General features: G+C 69.5%; 10 protein-coding genes. All 10 read right to left on the reverse strand.

Annotated features, from left to right (window positions below):
- Window positions 1–196 precede the first annotated feature (196 nt).
- Window positions 197–2,053 (reverse strand): DNA helicase RecQ, encoded by a 1,857-nt coding sequence (recQ, locus tag EIZ62_RS06655; protein ID WP_156691794.1) that lies wholly within the window; start codon window positions 2,051–2,053, stop codon window positions 197–199.
- A gap of 70 nt (window positions 2,054–2,123) precedes the next feature.
- Complete coding sequence (locus EIZ62_RS06660; RefSeq protein ID WP_156696246.1) at window positions 2,124–3,608, reverse strand: amino acid permease; 1,485 nt, start codon at window positions 3,606–3,608, stop codon at window positions 2,124–2,126.
- 187 nt (window positions 3,609–3,795) lie between these two features.
- Window positions 3,796–5,709 (reverse strand): 1-deoxy-D-xylulose-5-phosphate synthase, encoded by a 1,914-nt coding sequence (gene dxs / locus EIZ62_RS06665; RefSeq protein ID WP_156691795.1) that lies wholly within the window; start codon window positions 5,707–5,709, stop codon window positions 3,796–3,798.
- Between the two features lie 235 nt (window positions 5,710–5,944).
- Window positions 5,945–7,213, reverse strand: coding sequence for a sugar ABC transporter permease (locus EIZ62_RS06670; protein WP_156696247.1), 1,269 nt, complete (start codon window positions 7,211–7,213; stop codon window positions 5,945–5,947).
- Window positions 7,214–7,383: 170 nt separating this feature from the next.
- Window positions 7,384–8,178, reverse strand: coding sequence for an ATP-binding cassette domain-containing protein (locus EIZ62_RS06675; RefSeq protein WP_156691796.1), 795 nt, complete (start codon window positions 8,176–8,178; stop codon window positions 7,384–7,386).
- 465 nt (window positions 8,179–8,643) lie between these two features.
- The gene (locus tag EIZ62_RS06680; protein WP_425281799.1) at window positions 8,644–9,744 is read right to left on the reverse strand and encodes a substrate-binding domain-containing protein; all 1,101 of its coding nucleotides are present in this window, start codon (window positions 9,742–9,744) and stop codon (window positions 8,644–8,646) included.
- Between the two features lie 121 nt (window positions 9,745–9,865).
- A complete protein-coding gene (locus EIZ62_RS06685) occupies window positions 9,866–11,065 on the reverse strand; it encodes an ROK family transcriptional regulator (protein ID WP_156691797.1) in 1,200 nt (399 codons plus the stop codon).
- A gap of 232 nt (window positions 11,066–11,297) precedes the next feature.
- A complete protein-coding gene (locus tag EIZ62_RS06690) occupies window positions 11,298–12,227 on the reverse strand; it encodes a carbohydrate ABC transporter permease (protein ID WP_156691798.1) in 930 nt (309 codons plus the stop codon).
- 11 nt (window positions 12,228–12,238) lie between these two features.
- Entirely contained in the window at window positions 12,239–13,162 is a 924-nt protein-coding gene (locus EIZ62_RS06695) for a carbohydrate ABC transporter permease (protein WP_156691799.1), read from the reverse strand.
- 73 nt (window positions 13,163–13,235) lie between these two features.
- Entirely contained in the window at window positions 13,236–14,714 is a 1,479-nt protein-coding gene (gene ngcE / locus EIZ62_RS06700) for an N-acetylglucosamine/diacetylchitobiose ABC transporter substrate-binding protein (RefSeq protein WP_156691800.1), read from the reverse strand.
- Window positions 14,715–14,760: the final 46 nt, after the last annotated feature.

Raw genomic sequence — 14,760 nt, forward strand, 5'->3', positions numbered from 1 at the left:
GAGGCGAGCCCGGAGGGGCCACGCCCCCACCCACCGGGGGTCACCGGCACGAGGCACCGCCCCGCAGCGAACCGGGACAAGGCGCCGCCCCGGTCCCGTTGTGCCCACCCGTCCCGCCCTGCGGGACGACTGCCCACACCGAGACCGGCGGGACGATTGCCCACAACGGGGCGGGACGATTGCCCACAACGGGCGGTCAGGCCTCCGGGTCGGGTTCCGCAAGAGCCTCGAGGAGGGCTTCGCCGTACTTGGCCAGCTTGTTCTCGCCGACACCGCTGACGCCGCCCAGTTCGGCGAGCGTGGTGGGCGGGGCGGTGGCGATCTGGCGGAGCGTGGCGTCGTGGAAGATGACGTACGCGGGGACGCCCTGCTCCTTCGCGGTGGCCGCCCGCCAGGCGCGGAGCCGCTCGAAGACCGGGAGCGCCTCCTCGGGCAGGTCGGCGACCGGGGCGCGCTTGGCCGCCTTCGCCGCGCGGGCCGGGCGCTCCGGTTCACTGCGCAGCATGACCTCGCGGCGGCCGCCGAGGACGTCGGCGGAGGTGTCGGTGAGGACGAGCGTGCCGTAGTCGCCCTCGACGGCGAGCAGGCCCTGGGCGAGGAGCTGGCGCACGACGCCGCGCCACTGGGACTCGTTCAGCTCGGTGCCGATGCCGAAGACGCTCAGCGCGTCGTGGTCGAACTGGATCACCTTGGCCGTCTTGCGGCCGAGCAGGATGTCGATGAGCTGGCCGGCGCCGAACTTCTGGTTCCGCTCCCGTTTGAGCCGCACGATCGTCGACAGCAGCTTCTGCGCGGCGATGGTGCCGTCCCAGGACTTGGGCGGCGACAGGCAGGTGTCGCAGTTCCCGCAGGCCGCCGACTCCTGGCCGAAGTACGCCAGCAGCCGCACCCGGCGGCATTCGACGGTCTCGCACAGGGCCAGCATGGCGTCGAGGTGCGCGGCGAGGCGGCGCCGGTGCTCGGCGTCGCCCTCGCTGCCGTCGATCATCTTCCGCTGCTGGACGACGTCCTGGAGCCCGTAGGCGAGCCAGGCCGTGGACGGCAGGCCGTCGCGCCCGGCGCGGCCGGTCTCCTGGTAGTAGCCCTCGACGGACTTCGGCAGGTCGAGGTGGGCGACGAAGCGTACGTCGGGCTTGTCGATGCCCATGCCGAAGGCGATGGTGGCGACGACGACGAGCCCGTCCTCGCGGAGGAACCGCGCCTGGTTCTCGGCGCGGACCCGGGCGTCGAGGCCCGCGTGGTACGGGACGGCGTCGATGCCGTTCTGCACGAGGAACGCCGCGGTCTTCTCGACGGACGCCCGCGAGAGGCAGTAGACGATGCCCGCGTCGCCCGCGTGCTCGGCGCGGATAAGTTCCAGCAGCTGCCGCTTGGGCTCGTTCTTGGGGGCGATGCGGTACTGGATGTTGGGGCGGTCGAAGCTCGCGACGAAGTGCCGGGCGTCGTCCAGGTTGAGCCGGGCGGCGATCTCGGCGTGGGTGGCGCGGGTGGCGGTCGCCGTGAGGGCGATGCGCGGCACGTCGGGCCACCGCTCGTGGAGCGTGGACAGCTGGAGGTAGTCGGGGCGGAAGTCGTGGCCCCACTGGGCGACGCAGTGCGCCTCGTCGATGGCGAACAGCGAGATGGTGCCGCGCTGGAGGAGCTGGAGCGTGGACTCCACGCGCAGCCGCTCCGGCGCCAGGTACAGCAGGTCCAGCTCCCCGGCGGCGAACTCGGCCTCCACCAGCCGCCGCTCGTCCAGGTCCTGGGTGGAGTTGAGGAACCCGGCCCGTACGCCGAGGGCCCGCAGCGCGTCGACCTGGTCCTGCATGAGGGCGATCAGCGGGGAGACGACGACGCCGACGCCCCGGCGGACCAGGGCGGGGATCTGGTAGCACAGCGACTTGCCGCCGCCGGTCGGCATGAGGACGAGGGCGTCGCCGCCGCCCACCACGTGGTCGATGATCTCCCGCTGCTCGCCGCGGAAGGAGTCGTACCCGAAGACCTTGCCCAGCACCCGCAGGGCTTCGTCGGTCTCGGTCTCGGTCGCGTGCTGGCCGGCGGGGGATGTCATCCGCCGATTCTACGAGCGGCCGCCCCGAACGGCCCAAACGGCGGACGGGGCGGCGGCGGTTGCGGTAGGGCTACGGGGCCTCGGTCCGCGCCGGGCGGCCGCGGCCGCTCAGGCGGCTGTGGGAGCGCCCGTACAGGAAGTAGACGACGATGCCGATCGCCATCCAGACGGCGAAGCGGAACCACGTCTCGTTGGGCAGGTTCAGCATCAGCCACAGCGAGGCCGCCACCGACAGGATCGGCACCACGGGCACCCAGGGGGTGCGGAAGGCGCGGGGCAGGTCGGGGCGGGTGCGGCGCAGGATGATCACGCCGATCGCGACGACGACGAAGGCGAAGAGGGTGCCGATGTTCACCAGGGTCGCCAGCTCGTCGATGCTGGTGAAGCCGGCGACGAAGGCGATGATCACGCCGAGCAGGATGGTCGGCCGGTAGGGGGTGCGGAACTTCGGGTGGGTGACCGAGAAGAACCGCGGGAGCAGCCCGTCGCGGCTCATGGCGAAGAAGACGCGGGTCTGGCCGAGCAGCAGGATGAGGCACACGGTGGTGAGACCGACCGCGGCGCCGAAGCCGATCACGCCGCCGAAGAAGGGGTGCCCGACGGCTTTGAACGCGTCGGCGAGCGGGGCGCTGGTGGACAGCTCGGTGTAGTGCTGCATACCGGTCACGACGAGCGCGACCGCCACGTAGAGGATGGTGCAGATGAGGAGCGAGCCGAGGATGCCGCGCGGCATGTCCCGCTGCGGCACCTTGGTCTCCTCGGCGGCGGTGGCGACGACGTCGAAGCCGATGAAGGCGAAGAAGACGATGGACGCGGCGGTGAAGATGCCCATGACGCCGAAGTTCGTCGGGTCGTAGCCGAAGATCGTCTGGACGAGCGCGGCGTCCCAGCCGGACGAGGACTCGGGGGTCACGGCCTTGGGGATGAAGGGCGAGTAGTTGTCGCCCACGATGAAGAACAGGCCGGCGATGATCACGATCATGACCACGGTGACCTTGATGGCCACGACGAGCGCGGTGATGCGGGCCGACAGCTTCATGCCGACGACCAGGACGGCCGTGAGCACCAGGACCAGGATGAAGGCGAGCAGGTCGAAGGTGCCGCCCTCCGCGTCGGGCCCTTGCAACCATGCGGGTAGATGCCAGTTGACGTTGTCCATCAGTGAGCGCACGTAGCCGGACCAGCCGACGGCGACGACCGCGGTGCCCAGGGCGAACTCCAGGACCAGGTCCCAGCCGATGATCCAGGCGGGCAGCTCGCCGAGGGAGGCGTACGCGAAGGTGTACGCCGATCCGGCCACGGGGACCGTGGAGGCGAACTCCGCGTAGCAGAGGGCCGCCAGGGCGCAGACGATGCCGGCGGCGACGAACGCGAGCGCGGTCGCCGGGCCCGCGTTCTCCTTGGCGACCTTTCCGGTCAGGACGAAGATGCCCGTGCCGATGATGACACCGACGCCGAAGACCGTCAGGTCCCAGGCGGACAGGGACTTCTTGAGTGCGTGTTCCGGCTCCTCGGTGTCCTGGATCGACTGCTCGACGCTCTTAGTCCGGAACATCCCGGTGTCGCGTGACTGCTGGCCCATACTCACCGGCGTACCTCCGTAGCCATCGGCCTCTACCGCCCATGATCGAGAGAGGTGCGGGACGGCGCCCGCCCTGAGAGCCCCTTTCACACGAATGGACCGGCCGGAAACCCCTGGGGTTACTCCGACCGGTCCAATGCGCGGTGGTACGGCGGCTGCGTCAGTCGCGGGCGGCCTCGACCTCCGCCTGCTCGTACCGGCCGTCCAGCTTGGAGACGAGGCCGGTGACCTGGCGCGCGATGTCGGGGGCGGTGAGCCCGATCTCGGTCATGACCTCCTTGCGGGAGGCGTGGTCCAGGAAGCGCGGCGGGATGCCGAAGTCGCGCAGCGGTACGTCGACGCCCGCGTCGCGCAGCGCCTGGGCGACCGCGCAGCCGACGCCGCCGACGCGGCCGTTGTCCTCGACGGTGACGACGACGCGGTGGCGGTCGGCGAGCGGCGCCATGGCCTCGTCGACCGGCTTGACCCAGCGCGGGTCGACGACGGTGGTGGAGATGCCCTGCTGGTCGAGCAGGCCGGCGATCTCCAGGCACATGGGCGCGAGGGCGCCGACGGAGACCAGGAGGACGTCCGGGGTGTCTGTGCCGGCCTCGCGCAGCACGTCCATGCCGCCGACGCGGCCGACCGCCTCGACGGCGGGGCCGACCGCGCCCTTGGAGTAGCGCACGACGGTCGGCGCGTCGTCGACCTCGACGGCCTCGCGCAGCTGGGCGCGGACCTGGTCGGCGTCGCGCGGGGCGGCGATCCGCAGGCCGGGGACGACCTGGAGGATCGACATGTCCCACATGCCGTTGTGGGAGGCGCCGTCGGTGCCGGTGATGCCGGCCCGGTCGAGGACGAACGTCACTCCGCACTTGTGCAGGGCGACGTCCATCAGGACCTGGTCGAAGGCGCGGTTGAGGAAGGTGGCGTAGACGGCGAAGACCGGGTGGAGGCCGCCGGTGGCGAGGCCGGCGGCGGAGACGGCGCCGTGCTGCTCGGCGATGCCGACGTCGTAGACCCGCTCGGGGAAGGCCTTGGCGAACTTGTCGAGGCCCACCGGCTGGAGCATGGCCGCGGTGATGGCGACGATGTCCTCGCGCTCGTGGCCGAGCTTGACCATCTCGTCGGCGAAGACGCCGGTCCAGTCGGCGCCGGAGGTGGAGATCGGCAGGCCGGTGTCCGGGTGGATCTTGCCGACGGCGTGGAAGCGGTCGGCCTCGTCGGCGAGGGCCGGCTGGTAGCCGCGGCCCTTCTCGGTCAGGCAGTGCACGATGACCGGGCCGCCGAACCGCTTGGCGCGGGTCAGGGCGGACTCCAGGGCCTCGATGTCGTGGCCGTCGATGGGCCCGACGTACTTCAGGCCGAGGTCCTCGAACATGCCCTGCGGGGCGATGAAGTCCTTCAGGCCCTTCTTGGCGCCGTGCAGCGTCTCGTAGAGCGGGCGGCCCACGACCGGCGTGCGGTCGAGGATCTCCTTCGTACGGGCGAGGAAGCGCTCGTAGCCGTCGGTCGTGCGCAGCGTGGCGAGGTGGTTGGCGAGACCGCCGATCGTCGGGGCGTAGGAGCGCTCGTTGTCGTTGACGACGATGACGAGCGGGCGGTCCTTGGCCTCGGCGATGTTGTTGAGCGCCTCCCAGGCCATGCCGCCGGTGAGGGCGCCGTCACCGATGACGGCGACGACGTGGTCGTCGCGCTCCAGCACCTCGTTGGCCTTGGCGAGGCCGTCGGCCCAGCCGAGGACGGTCGAGGCGTGGCTGTTCTCGATGATGTCGTGCTCGGACTCGGAGCGGGCCGGGTAGCCGGACAGACCGCCCTTCATCTTCAGCTTGGAGAAGTCCTGCCGTCCGGTGAGCAGCTTGTGGACGTAGGACTGGTGGCCGGTGTCCCAGAGGATCTTGTCCTTCGGGGACTCGAAGACGCGGTGCAGGGCGATGGTCAGCTCGACCACGCCGAGGTTCGGTCCGAGGTGACCGCCGGTCTTGGAGACGGCGTCCACCAGGAAGGACCGGATCTCCGCGGCCAGCTGGTCCAGCTGCTCCGGGGCGAGCCGGTCGAGATCGCGCGGGCCCGTGATACGGGTCAGCAGAGCCACCCGTGCCTCCTTGCGTGTTGAGCTGGTCGAGCTGCCGATTTGGTCGAGTCTAATGTTCCGCCCCTGGTGATGGTCATCGGGCGGTGCCTTACACGTCGTGCCGTTGGCTCAGACGCAGCAATGCCCGGCGCCGGTTGAGGGCGCCGGGCATTGCGATGGTCACACGTTGGTCATTTCCGGGCAGGTGTCGTCGGATACGGTCCGACCTGCTCAGACATGTTCAGACACGGTCACACTAGGCGCGACCTGCGGTCTTCTGGGTCCGGCGGGACACGGAGTCGATCACGACCGCGGCGAGGAGCACCGCGCCGGTGATCATGTACTGGATCTCCGACGCCATGCCGAGCATGTTCAGGCCCTGCTGGATCGACTGGATCACGATCATGCCGAGCAGCGCCGACCAGACCTTGCCCCGGCCGCCGAAGAGGCTGGTGCCGCCGATGACGGCCGCCGCGATGACCAGCATCAGCGTGTTGCCGCCGCCCAGGCTCTTGGTGGCGCCGCCGGAGAGGCTGGCCACGAAGAGACCGCCGAAGGCGGCGAGCAGGCCCGAGAGGCCGAAGACGACGATCCGGACCCGGTCGACGTTGATACCGGCGCGGCGCGCCGCCTCGGCGTTGCCGCCGACCGCGAACACCTGACGGCCGAAGGTGGTGCGGCGCGCGACGAAGTCGGCGACGACCAGCACGGCGAGGAAGAGCACCAGGGCGAGCGGCAGGCCGCGGGCGCCGGCGGGCTCGTTCAGGACGTACGCGACGACGAAGCAGAGCACGGCGACGAAGCCGGCCCGCAGCGCGATCTCGCTCGCGGGGCGGGCGGGCAGCGCGGCGGCCTTGCGGCGCTTGCTGTCCAGCAGCAGGGACGCGGCGTAGGCGAGGACGGCCACCACGGCGAGGCCGTACGCGGCGGCCTTGTCCTCGAAGTAGTAGCCGGTCAGGTGCTCCACGACGCTGCCGGTCGGCGCGTTGATCGAGCCTTCCTTGCCCATCATCCAGATCTGGAGGCCCGACCAGCCGAGGAAGCCGGCGAGGGTGACCACGAACGCCGGGACGCCGATCTTGGCGAAGAAGAAGCCGTGCAGCAGGCCGAGCGCGAGGCCGGAGAGCACGGCGATCACGACGGCGAGCCAGTCGTTCATGCCGTTGCTCACGTTGAGCACGGCCCAGACGGCGGCGCCGACACCCGCGACGGAGCCGACCGACAGGTCGATCTCGCCGAGGATCAGGACGAAGACGATGCCGACCGCCATGATGCCGAGGCCGGACGTGTAGACCGCGATGTTGGCGACGGAGCTGGCGGAGAGGAAGTTGCTGTTCTGCGACTGGAAGACGATCGCGATGACGATCAGACCGATGAACACGGGCAGGGAGCCCAGCTCACCGCCGCGCACCTTGCGGGTGAACTCGGTCCAGTAGCCCTTGAGGCCCTCCTCGCGGACGAGGAGGCGCGGGTCGACGGCCGGAACGGGTGCGGCCGACTGCTCCGTCGCCTCGGAGGCGGACACCTTGGTGGCCGTCGTAACGACAGGGGCCGTCGAGGCGACAGGGGCCGCGGGGGCGTCACCGGCGCCGGCGGGAGCCGCTGAGGCGTCGGCGGTGCCGTCGGGGTTCGTGGTGCCGTCGGGGTTCGTGGTGCCCTCGGGGGTGGGGTCGCCGGGGGTCTTGGTGAGGTCGCTCACTTCGCGTCCTCCTTCGTGGCCGTACGCGCCTGCCGGCGGGTCACGGCGTTGTCCGTGGCGCCGGTGATCGCGGCGATGATCTCTTCGTGCGTGGTGTCCGCGACGTTGAAGACACCGTTGTTGCGGCCCAGGCGCAGCACCGCGACCTTGTCGGCGACGGCGCGGACGTCGGCCATGTTGTGGCTGATGAGGATGACTCCGTGGCCGCGCTCGCGCAGCCGCTCCACCAGGTCGAGGACCTGCGCGGTCTGCTCGACGCCGAGGGCGGCGGTCGGCTCGTCCAGGATGACGATCTTGGGGTCGCCGATCAGGGCGCGCGCGATGGCGACGACCTGACGCTGGCCGCCGGACAGGGCGGCGACGGGTATGCGGACGCTGGGGATGCGGATGGACAGGGTGTCCAGCAGCTCCTTGGCGCGCTTCTCCATCGCGATCTCGTCGAGGACGGAGAGGCTCTTCAGCTCGCTGCCGAGGAAGAGGTTGGCGACGACGTCGAGGTTGTCGCACAGGGCGAGGTCCTGGTAGACGGTCGCGACGCCGAGGTCCTGGGCGTCGTTCGGCCGGCTGATCCGGACCGTGCTGCCCTCCCACTCGATGGCGCCGTCGTCGATGGGGTGGACCCCCGAGATGGTCTTGACGAGCGTGGACTTGCCGGCGCCGTTGTCGCCGACCAGGGCGACCACCTCACCGGCGTGGATCTCCAGGTCTACGTCGGTCAGCGCCTGAACGGCGCCGAACCGCTTGGAGACCCCGCGCAACGCCAGCACGGGCGTAGCGAACACGTGAATCATCTCCTTCGCCGCCTGTCCGGCGGGGATGGTGGTACGTCGAGCACGAAGACGTGGCCCCGGCGCGGTCCTGACCGTCCCGGCGGTTCCGGGTCCGGGCGGCCGGGTCTCACCGCGGAGCGGGGAGGGTGGCCTGGGGGGCTGGGGGGCCGTGGGGCCGGTCGTCGGTGGGTGGGCCGGTGGCCCTGGTGGCCCTGGTGACGCGGTGGGGGCCGGGTGGCCTGGTGCCGGTGCCGCCGGCCGGGGCTCCCGACCGGTGGCCGTGGTCCCCGGCCCGCCCGCCCGCCGGTCGCCCTGACCGCCTCCGCTCCCGGGGCGTGACCCGCGCGGGGCGGGCCGTGCCGGGGGCGGGGAGAGTCCGGCGCCCGCCCGCGCTTGCGGGGCGTGGAAGGGCGGGTCGCCGGACCGGTACGGGGCGGGGCAGACCACGGGGTGGCCAGGCCGCGCGCGGCGTAACGTTTCTGCGGGTTACTTGATGCCGGCGGCGGCGCAGGCCGCCTTGTACTCGGCCGTGCAGATGTCGGCGGCCTTGTAGACCTTGTCCGCGATGATCGTGGAGGCGATGTTCTCCTTGGTCACGACCTGCGCGTCGTACAGCTTGGCCGGGATGCCCTTGAACTCACCGGTGAGGCTGTCGACCTTCGTCGGCGCGAGGTCGTCGATCTTCTCGCCCTTGAGCAGGCGGACCGCGATCTCGGCGGTGGTCTCGGCCTCCGGCTTGATCTGCTTGTAGATCGTGAACGCCTGGTCGCCCGACAGGATGCGCTGGAGACCCGCGAGCTCGGCGTCCTGGCCGCCGACCGGGACCTTGACGCCCTGCTTCTTCAGGGCGGTGATGATGCCGCCGGCCATGCCGTCGTTGGCCGAGTAGACGCCCTGGAAGCCGCCCTTGCCCAGGGAGTCGATGGCGGCGCCCATCTTCTTGTTGGCCTCGTCCGGGGACCAGTCCGGGATGTCCTGCTCGTAGACGACCTTCTTGACACCGGTGTCCAGGACGCTGTGCGCGCCCTTCTTGAACAGCGGGGCGTTGGGGTCGGTCGGCGAGCCGTTGATCATGACAACGTTGCTCTCCTTGGCCTTGGCGCCCAGCGCCTTGACCAGGCCCTCGCCCTGGAGGCGGCCGATCTTCTCGTTGTCGTAGCTGACGTACGCGGAGATGGGGCCCTCGGCGAGGCGGTCGTACGCGACGACCTTCACGCCCTGCTTGTCGGCCTGCTGCACCCAGGACTTGGTGGCCTTGTAGTCGACCGAGTCCAGGATGATCACCTTGACGCCCTGGGTGACGAGGGCGTCGAACTGCTTCTTCTGGGTCTCGGTGTCCTGCGCGGCGTTGTTGTACTGCACCTTGCAGTCCCCGCACAGAGCCTTGATCTTCGCCTCGATGATCGGGCGGTCGAAGGTCTCGTAGCGGGTCGTCTTGTTCTCCGGCAGCAACAGACCGATGGTCTTGTTGTCGCCACCACCGCCGCCGGCGCTGTCGCCGTCGCCCGCCTTGCCACAAGCGGCGAGGGAAGCGGCCATGGAGACCGCTGCCGTGCCTATGACGATGCGTCGCGTCATTGCGTTCATGTGGGTTGCCTCCCTGACGAGGCCGCGACGTTGCGGCCGAGGTGGCAGGAAGTCAACTCGGCCCCCACGTCGCCGTCAAGGAGTAAATTGACAACGAGATGACAACGGTGCCATCCGTTATCTAAGTGAACGCAGGGCTCGCGGTCGCGAGAGCGTTCTCCAACAGGGTCGAATCGCCCATCTCGCTCAGGACGAGCGCGAGGGCGCCGAGCACCTCGGCCCGGCCGCCGAGGGCACCGGGAGCGACCGAGAGCTGCCGGGCGGCGCTGGGGATGGCGTACCGGGAGACCGACTCGCGGATGGGGCCCAGCACCAGCTCGCCGGCCTCCGCGAGGTCGCCGCCGAGGACGACCCGGCTGGGGTTGAGCAGGTTGCACAGGTTGGCCACGCCGCTGCCGATGTGGCGCCCGACGTCCCCGATCACCCGGCGGCAGCCGGGGTCGCCCTCGCGGGCCAGCTGCACCACCCGCTCCATGGTGAGGTCGGGGCCGTGGCTGGGCTGGAGCAGTGGCAGCACGTACCGGGCGGCGGTGAACGTCTCGAGGCAGCCGCGGTTGCCGCAGCGGCAGACGGGGCCGGACTCGTCGAGCGTGATGTGGCCGATCTCGCCGGCGGTGCCGCCGGGGCCCCGGTAGATCTGCCCGTCTATCACCAGACCGGCGCCGACACCGCTGGCCACCTTGATGTACGCCAGGTCTTTGACCCCGCGGCCGCCGCCCCAGACCAGCTCGCCGAGCGCCCCGAGGTTGGCGTCGTTGTCGACGTACACCGGGACGCCGAGGCGCCCGGCCAGCTCCTCGCTCGGGTTGATCCCCGTCCAGCCCGGCAGGATGGAGGTGGAGCCGAGGGTGCCGGAGGAGACGTCGATCGGGCCCGGTACGCCGAGGCCGACGCCGACGACCTTGTCCTGGCTGATGCCGGTGGCCGCGATCAGGCGTTTGACCAGGGCTTCCGCCCGGTCGAAGCCCTCCGCGGACGACGCGTCGACATCGAGCGGCTCGGACTCCTCGGCGAGCACCTGGTGGGCCAGGTTGCCGACGGCGACCCGCAGGTGGGTGTGGCCGAAGTCGACGCCGATGACGATGCCGGCGTCGCCGCTGAGCGAGACGCTGCGGGCCCGGCGGCCTCCCGCGGAGGTGGGCGTGACCTCGACCGTTCCGCTGTCCTTGAGCTCGCGGACGATGTTGGACACCGTGGCGGCGGACAGGCCGGTGGTCCTGGCGATCTCCGCCTGGGTGAGCGAACCCGCCATGCGCACGGCGCGTACGACCCGCTCGAGATTGGCCCGATGCAGAGATGTCTGCGACCCCGGAGTCTCCATCGACTCACTCACTCCTGCCGTTTTCTCCAACATGTGAACTCTAAGCTGAGCCTTTTGGGTTGGTCCCCGTCAAGACCTTGAGCGTTGTAGGCCTCTGATGAGCGAATTGGATGCGGAGGAATCGGATATTTAGCAGCAGTTCACAAGGAAACGGCCCGCCGGGAGCTCCTGCTCCACCGGCGAGCCGTTTCGGTTCGTGACGCGAACTACGGACGCGGACTGTCGACGCGGCCTACTTCAGCGCCCCGGCCGTGAGACCGGACTGCACCTGCCGCTGGAAGACCGAGTAGACGATCAGCACCGGCAGCATGGCGATCATCATGCCCGCCATCAGCGCGCCCCAGTCGTTCTCATAACCCTGTTGCAGCGCGATCATCGCCAGGCCCTGGGTGAGGACGTACTTGTCCTCCTGCTGATTGAGCACCATCGGCAGCAGGTACTGGTTCCACTGCCCCAGGAAGTTGAAGATGCCGATGCTGATCAGGCCCGGCTTGGCCATCGGCACCATCACCTGGAAGAAGGTCCGCGTGTGCGAGGCGCCGTCGATCATCGCCGCCTCCGCGACCGAGGTCGGCAGCGTACGGAAGAAGGCCGTCATGAAGAAGACGGTGAACGGCAGCGAATACGCGATGTAGACCAGGATCAGCCCGTGGTACGTCGCCAGCAGCGAGCTGCCGGGGAAGTCCCGCAGGACGAAGAAGAGCGGAATGACCAGCATGAAGACCGGGAACGACATGCCCGCGACGAACAAGTAGTAAATGAACCGGTTGCCGGGGAAGGTGAAGCGGGCCAGGACGTACGCGGCCATCGAACCGAGCACCATCGTGCCCACCACGGACCCGCCCACCACGATCGCCGTGTTGATGAAGTACTGCCCCATGTTCGCGTCGTCCCACGCGTTGGACCAGTTCTCCCAGTGCAGGGTCGTCGGCAGGCCCCACGGGTCGGTCAGGATGCCATTGCTGTCCTTGAAGGCGCTCCACAGCACCCACAGCAGCGGCACGCCCACCATCAGCGCCCACACGACGAGGATGCCGTGGGAGAAGACGTTGAGCACGCCGCCCTCGGAGGAGCGGCCGCTCGTCGGGCCGAGCCGCCGGGTGACCTCGGCGGGCGCGGCGGGCCCCTGCTTGGTCACCGTTTCGATCTCTTCGGTCGTCATCGGCCGTACCCCTAGTACTCGATCCGCTCACGGCGCGCGAAGCGCATCGTGAGCACGGCGAAGGTCATGGTGACGATGAGCATCGCGACGCCCATGGCGGCGGCGTAGCCGAACTGGCTGTCCCGGAATGCCGTCAGGTACAGCCGCAGCGGCATCACGTCCGTGGCGCCGTCCGGGCCACCCATGTTCACCGACATGATCTGGACGAGCGCGAAGGCGTCCAGGGCGATGATGCCCATGTAGACCCAGCCGGTCTGGACCGTGTCCCACAGAAGCGGCAGCGTGATCCGGAAGAACGTGTGGAAGCGGCTGGCACCGTCCAGCAGGGCCGCCTCGTAGATGTCCCGCGGGATGGAGGCCATGGCGGCGGAGAACAACACCACGAAGAACCCGACGTGGCCCCAGACCATGACCGCGCTGATGCACCACAGGGCGAGGCTCTTCTCGCCCAGCCAGGAGTTCTGCAGGCCGTCCAGGCCGACGGCGCCCAGGAAGGAGTTGAGCATGCCGTCGTCCGGGTCGGGGTTGTAGATGTTGAACCAGATGACGGCGATGATCGTGATGGAGATGACCTGCGGGAAGAAGAAGACGAACTTGTAGAGCTTGGAACCGGCGACGCCGGTGACGACTTCGTTCTTCCGGCGCCGGCCGCCCACGTTGAGCATGAAGGCGAAGAAGAGGCCCAGCGCGAGCGTCACCACGGGGACGAGCGCCAGCATGTAGACGTTGTGGCGCAGCGCGTTCCAGAAGTCGTCGCTCTCCCAGAGCTTGGCGAAGTTGTCCAGGCCCACGAACTCCGCGGTGCCCACCAGGCCGGACCAGTCGGTCATCGAGATCTGGAAGGCCTGGACGAAGGGCGAGATGACGAAGACGCCGTAGACGATCAGAGGCAGGGCCAGGAAGCCCACGATGAATCGGTACTTGCCGTGTTGCATGGTGCTCCCCGGCCCTTCCCTCGTTGTGTCGGACCCGTAGGACTGCCAGGTCAGGCGATCCGTACCGCGATCCTCACGCGGTGCGCTCGAACTTGGTGACGGCGTCGTCCTTGGCGACCTTGTCGCACTCCGCCTGCGTCTTCCGGATCCAGTCGGCGGCCTTCAGCTCGCCGGCGAGCAGCTGGCCGGTCAGGCCGCCGATCTTCTCGTCGGTGAGCGCCGGGTACCACTCCTGGAGCTGAAGGCTGATCAGGTTGTCCCCCGCCTCCTTGAACACCTTGCTGGCGGAGGCGAGGCCGGGCGAGAGGGTCATGCCCTCGGTGGCGTTCATGACGCACGTCAGGGACTTCACCTTCGTCGCGAAGTTCTGCGCGTGCTTCTTGGAGAGCATGATGCGCAGCAGCTCCATGCCGCCCGCCGGGTTCCTGCCCTTGGCGGCGACCAGGTACGGCTCGCTCGGCTCGGCACGCAGCGTGCCGTGCGGCATCTTGTCGCCGGTGCCGTCGAACAGCGCGCCGACGGCCATGCCGAAGTCGGCGGGCGTGGTCGGGGCCGCCTCGTTCTCGACCCAGGAGCCGTTGGGGATGAAGACGGCCTTGCCCTTGTTCCAGGCGGTCTGCGACTGGATGTGGGTGAGGCCCTGGCTGCCTTCGAGGAAGTACTTCTTGGCGGCGAGCTCCTCGTAGTGCTCGACGACCTCCTTGACCGCGTCGTTGGAGGTCCAGGCGCCGGGCTCCAGGTTGTCGATCGCGATCCACTTCTCCATGCCGCCGATCTTGGCGATCTGGGCGAAGAGGTTGAAGTGGACGTAGTAGGGGAACTTGCCCGCGTACGTCCAGGGGGCGATGCCGGCCTTCTTGATCTCGCCGCAGAGCGTGACCATCTCGGAGAGGGTCTTGGGGTACGTCCACCCCTTGTCGGCGAGCAGCTTCTGCGAGTACCAGGTGCCGTAGATGGTGAAGGCGTAGTAGAGCACGTCGAACGTGTCGCCGTGCGTGCCCTTCTCGATGGTGCTCGGGTGGATGGTGTCGCGGACCTTCTTGGCCGGGTCGTCCATGGAGGGCGCGTCGAGCAGGGCGGCGAGGTCCTGGAGCTGGCCCTGGGTGGACAGCTTGTTCATGTCGAGGTGGTCGGCGCCGGAGTTGTCGATGACGTCCGGCGGGTTGCCGCCCGCGAAGCGCGGGGTGAGCTTGGGTCCGACCTGCTGGGTGCCGGTGTGCTTGACGTCGGCGCCGTAGGTGGACCGGTAGTCGGCCTCGGCGTCCTTGGCGTACTGGTCGCCCAGGCCGCCCTTGAAGATGAACGCCTCCAGCGGGGCGCCCTTGGCCACGCCGAGCGGGTTCTTCTCGGACTTGGGGCCGCCGGGGGCCTTCGTCTCCTTGGCGTTGCCGCCACCGCCGCCGGTGGCGCAGGAGGACAGGAAGCCCATGGTGGGCACGGTGATCAGGCCGATCGCGGCGGACCGCCTGATCAGATCGCGACGACCGAGGCCCTCGCTGCCGTGGCCCTCGTGCTCGAGGCCCTCATCGGTGCGGGCGGAGGTGGATCCCATGCTCAAGTCCTCGCCTTCTCCAGGACTCAGGCGGTGTACCGGTCGC

The organism is Streptomyces ficellus, assembly GCF_009739905.1.
GTDB lineage: Bacteria > Actinomycetota > Actinomycetes > Streptomycetales > Streptomycetaceae > Streptomyces > Streptomyces ficellus_A.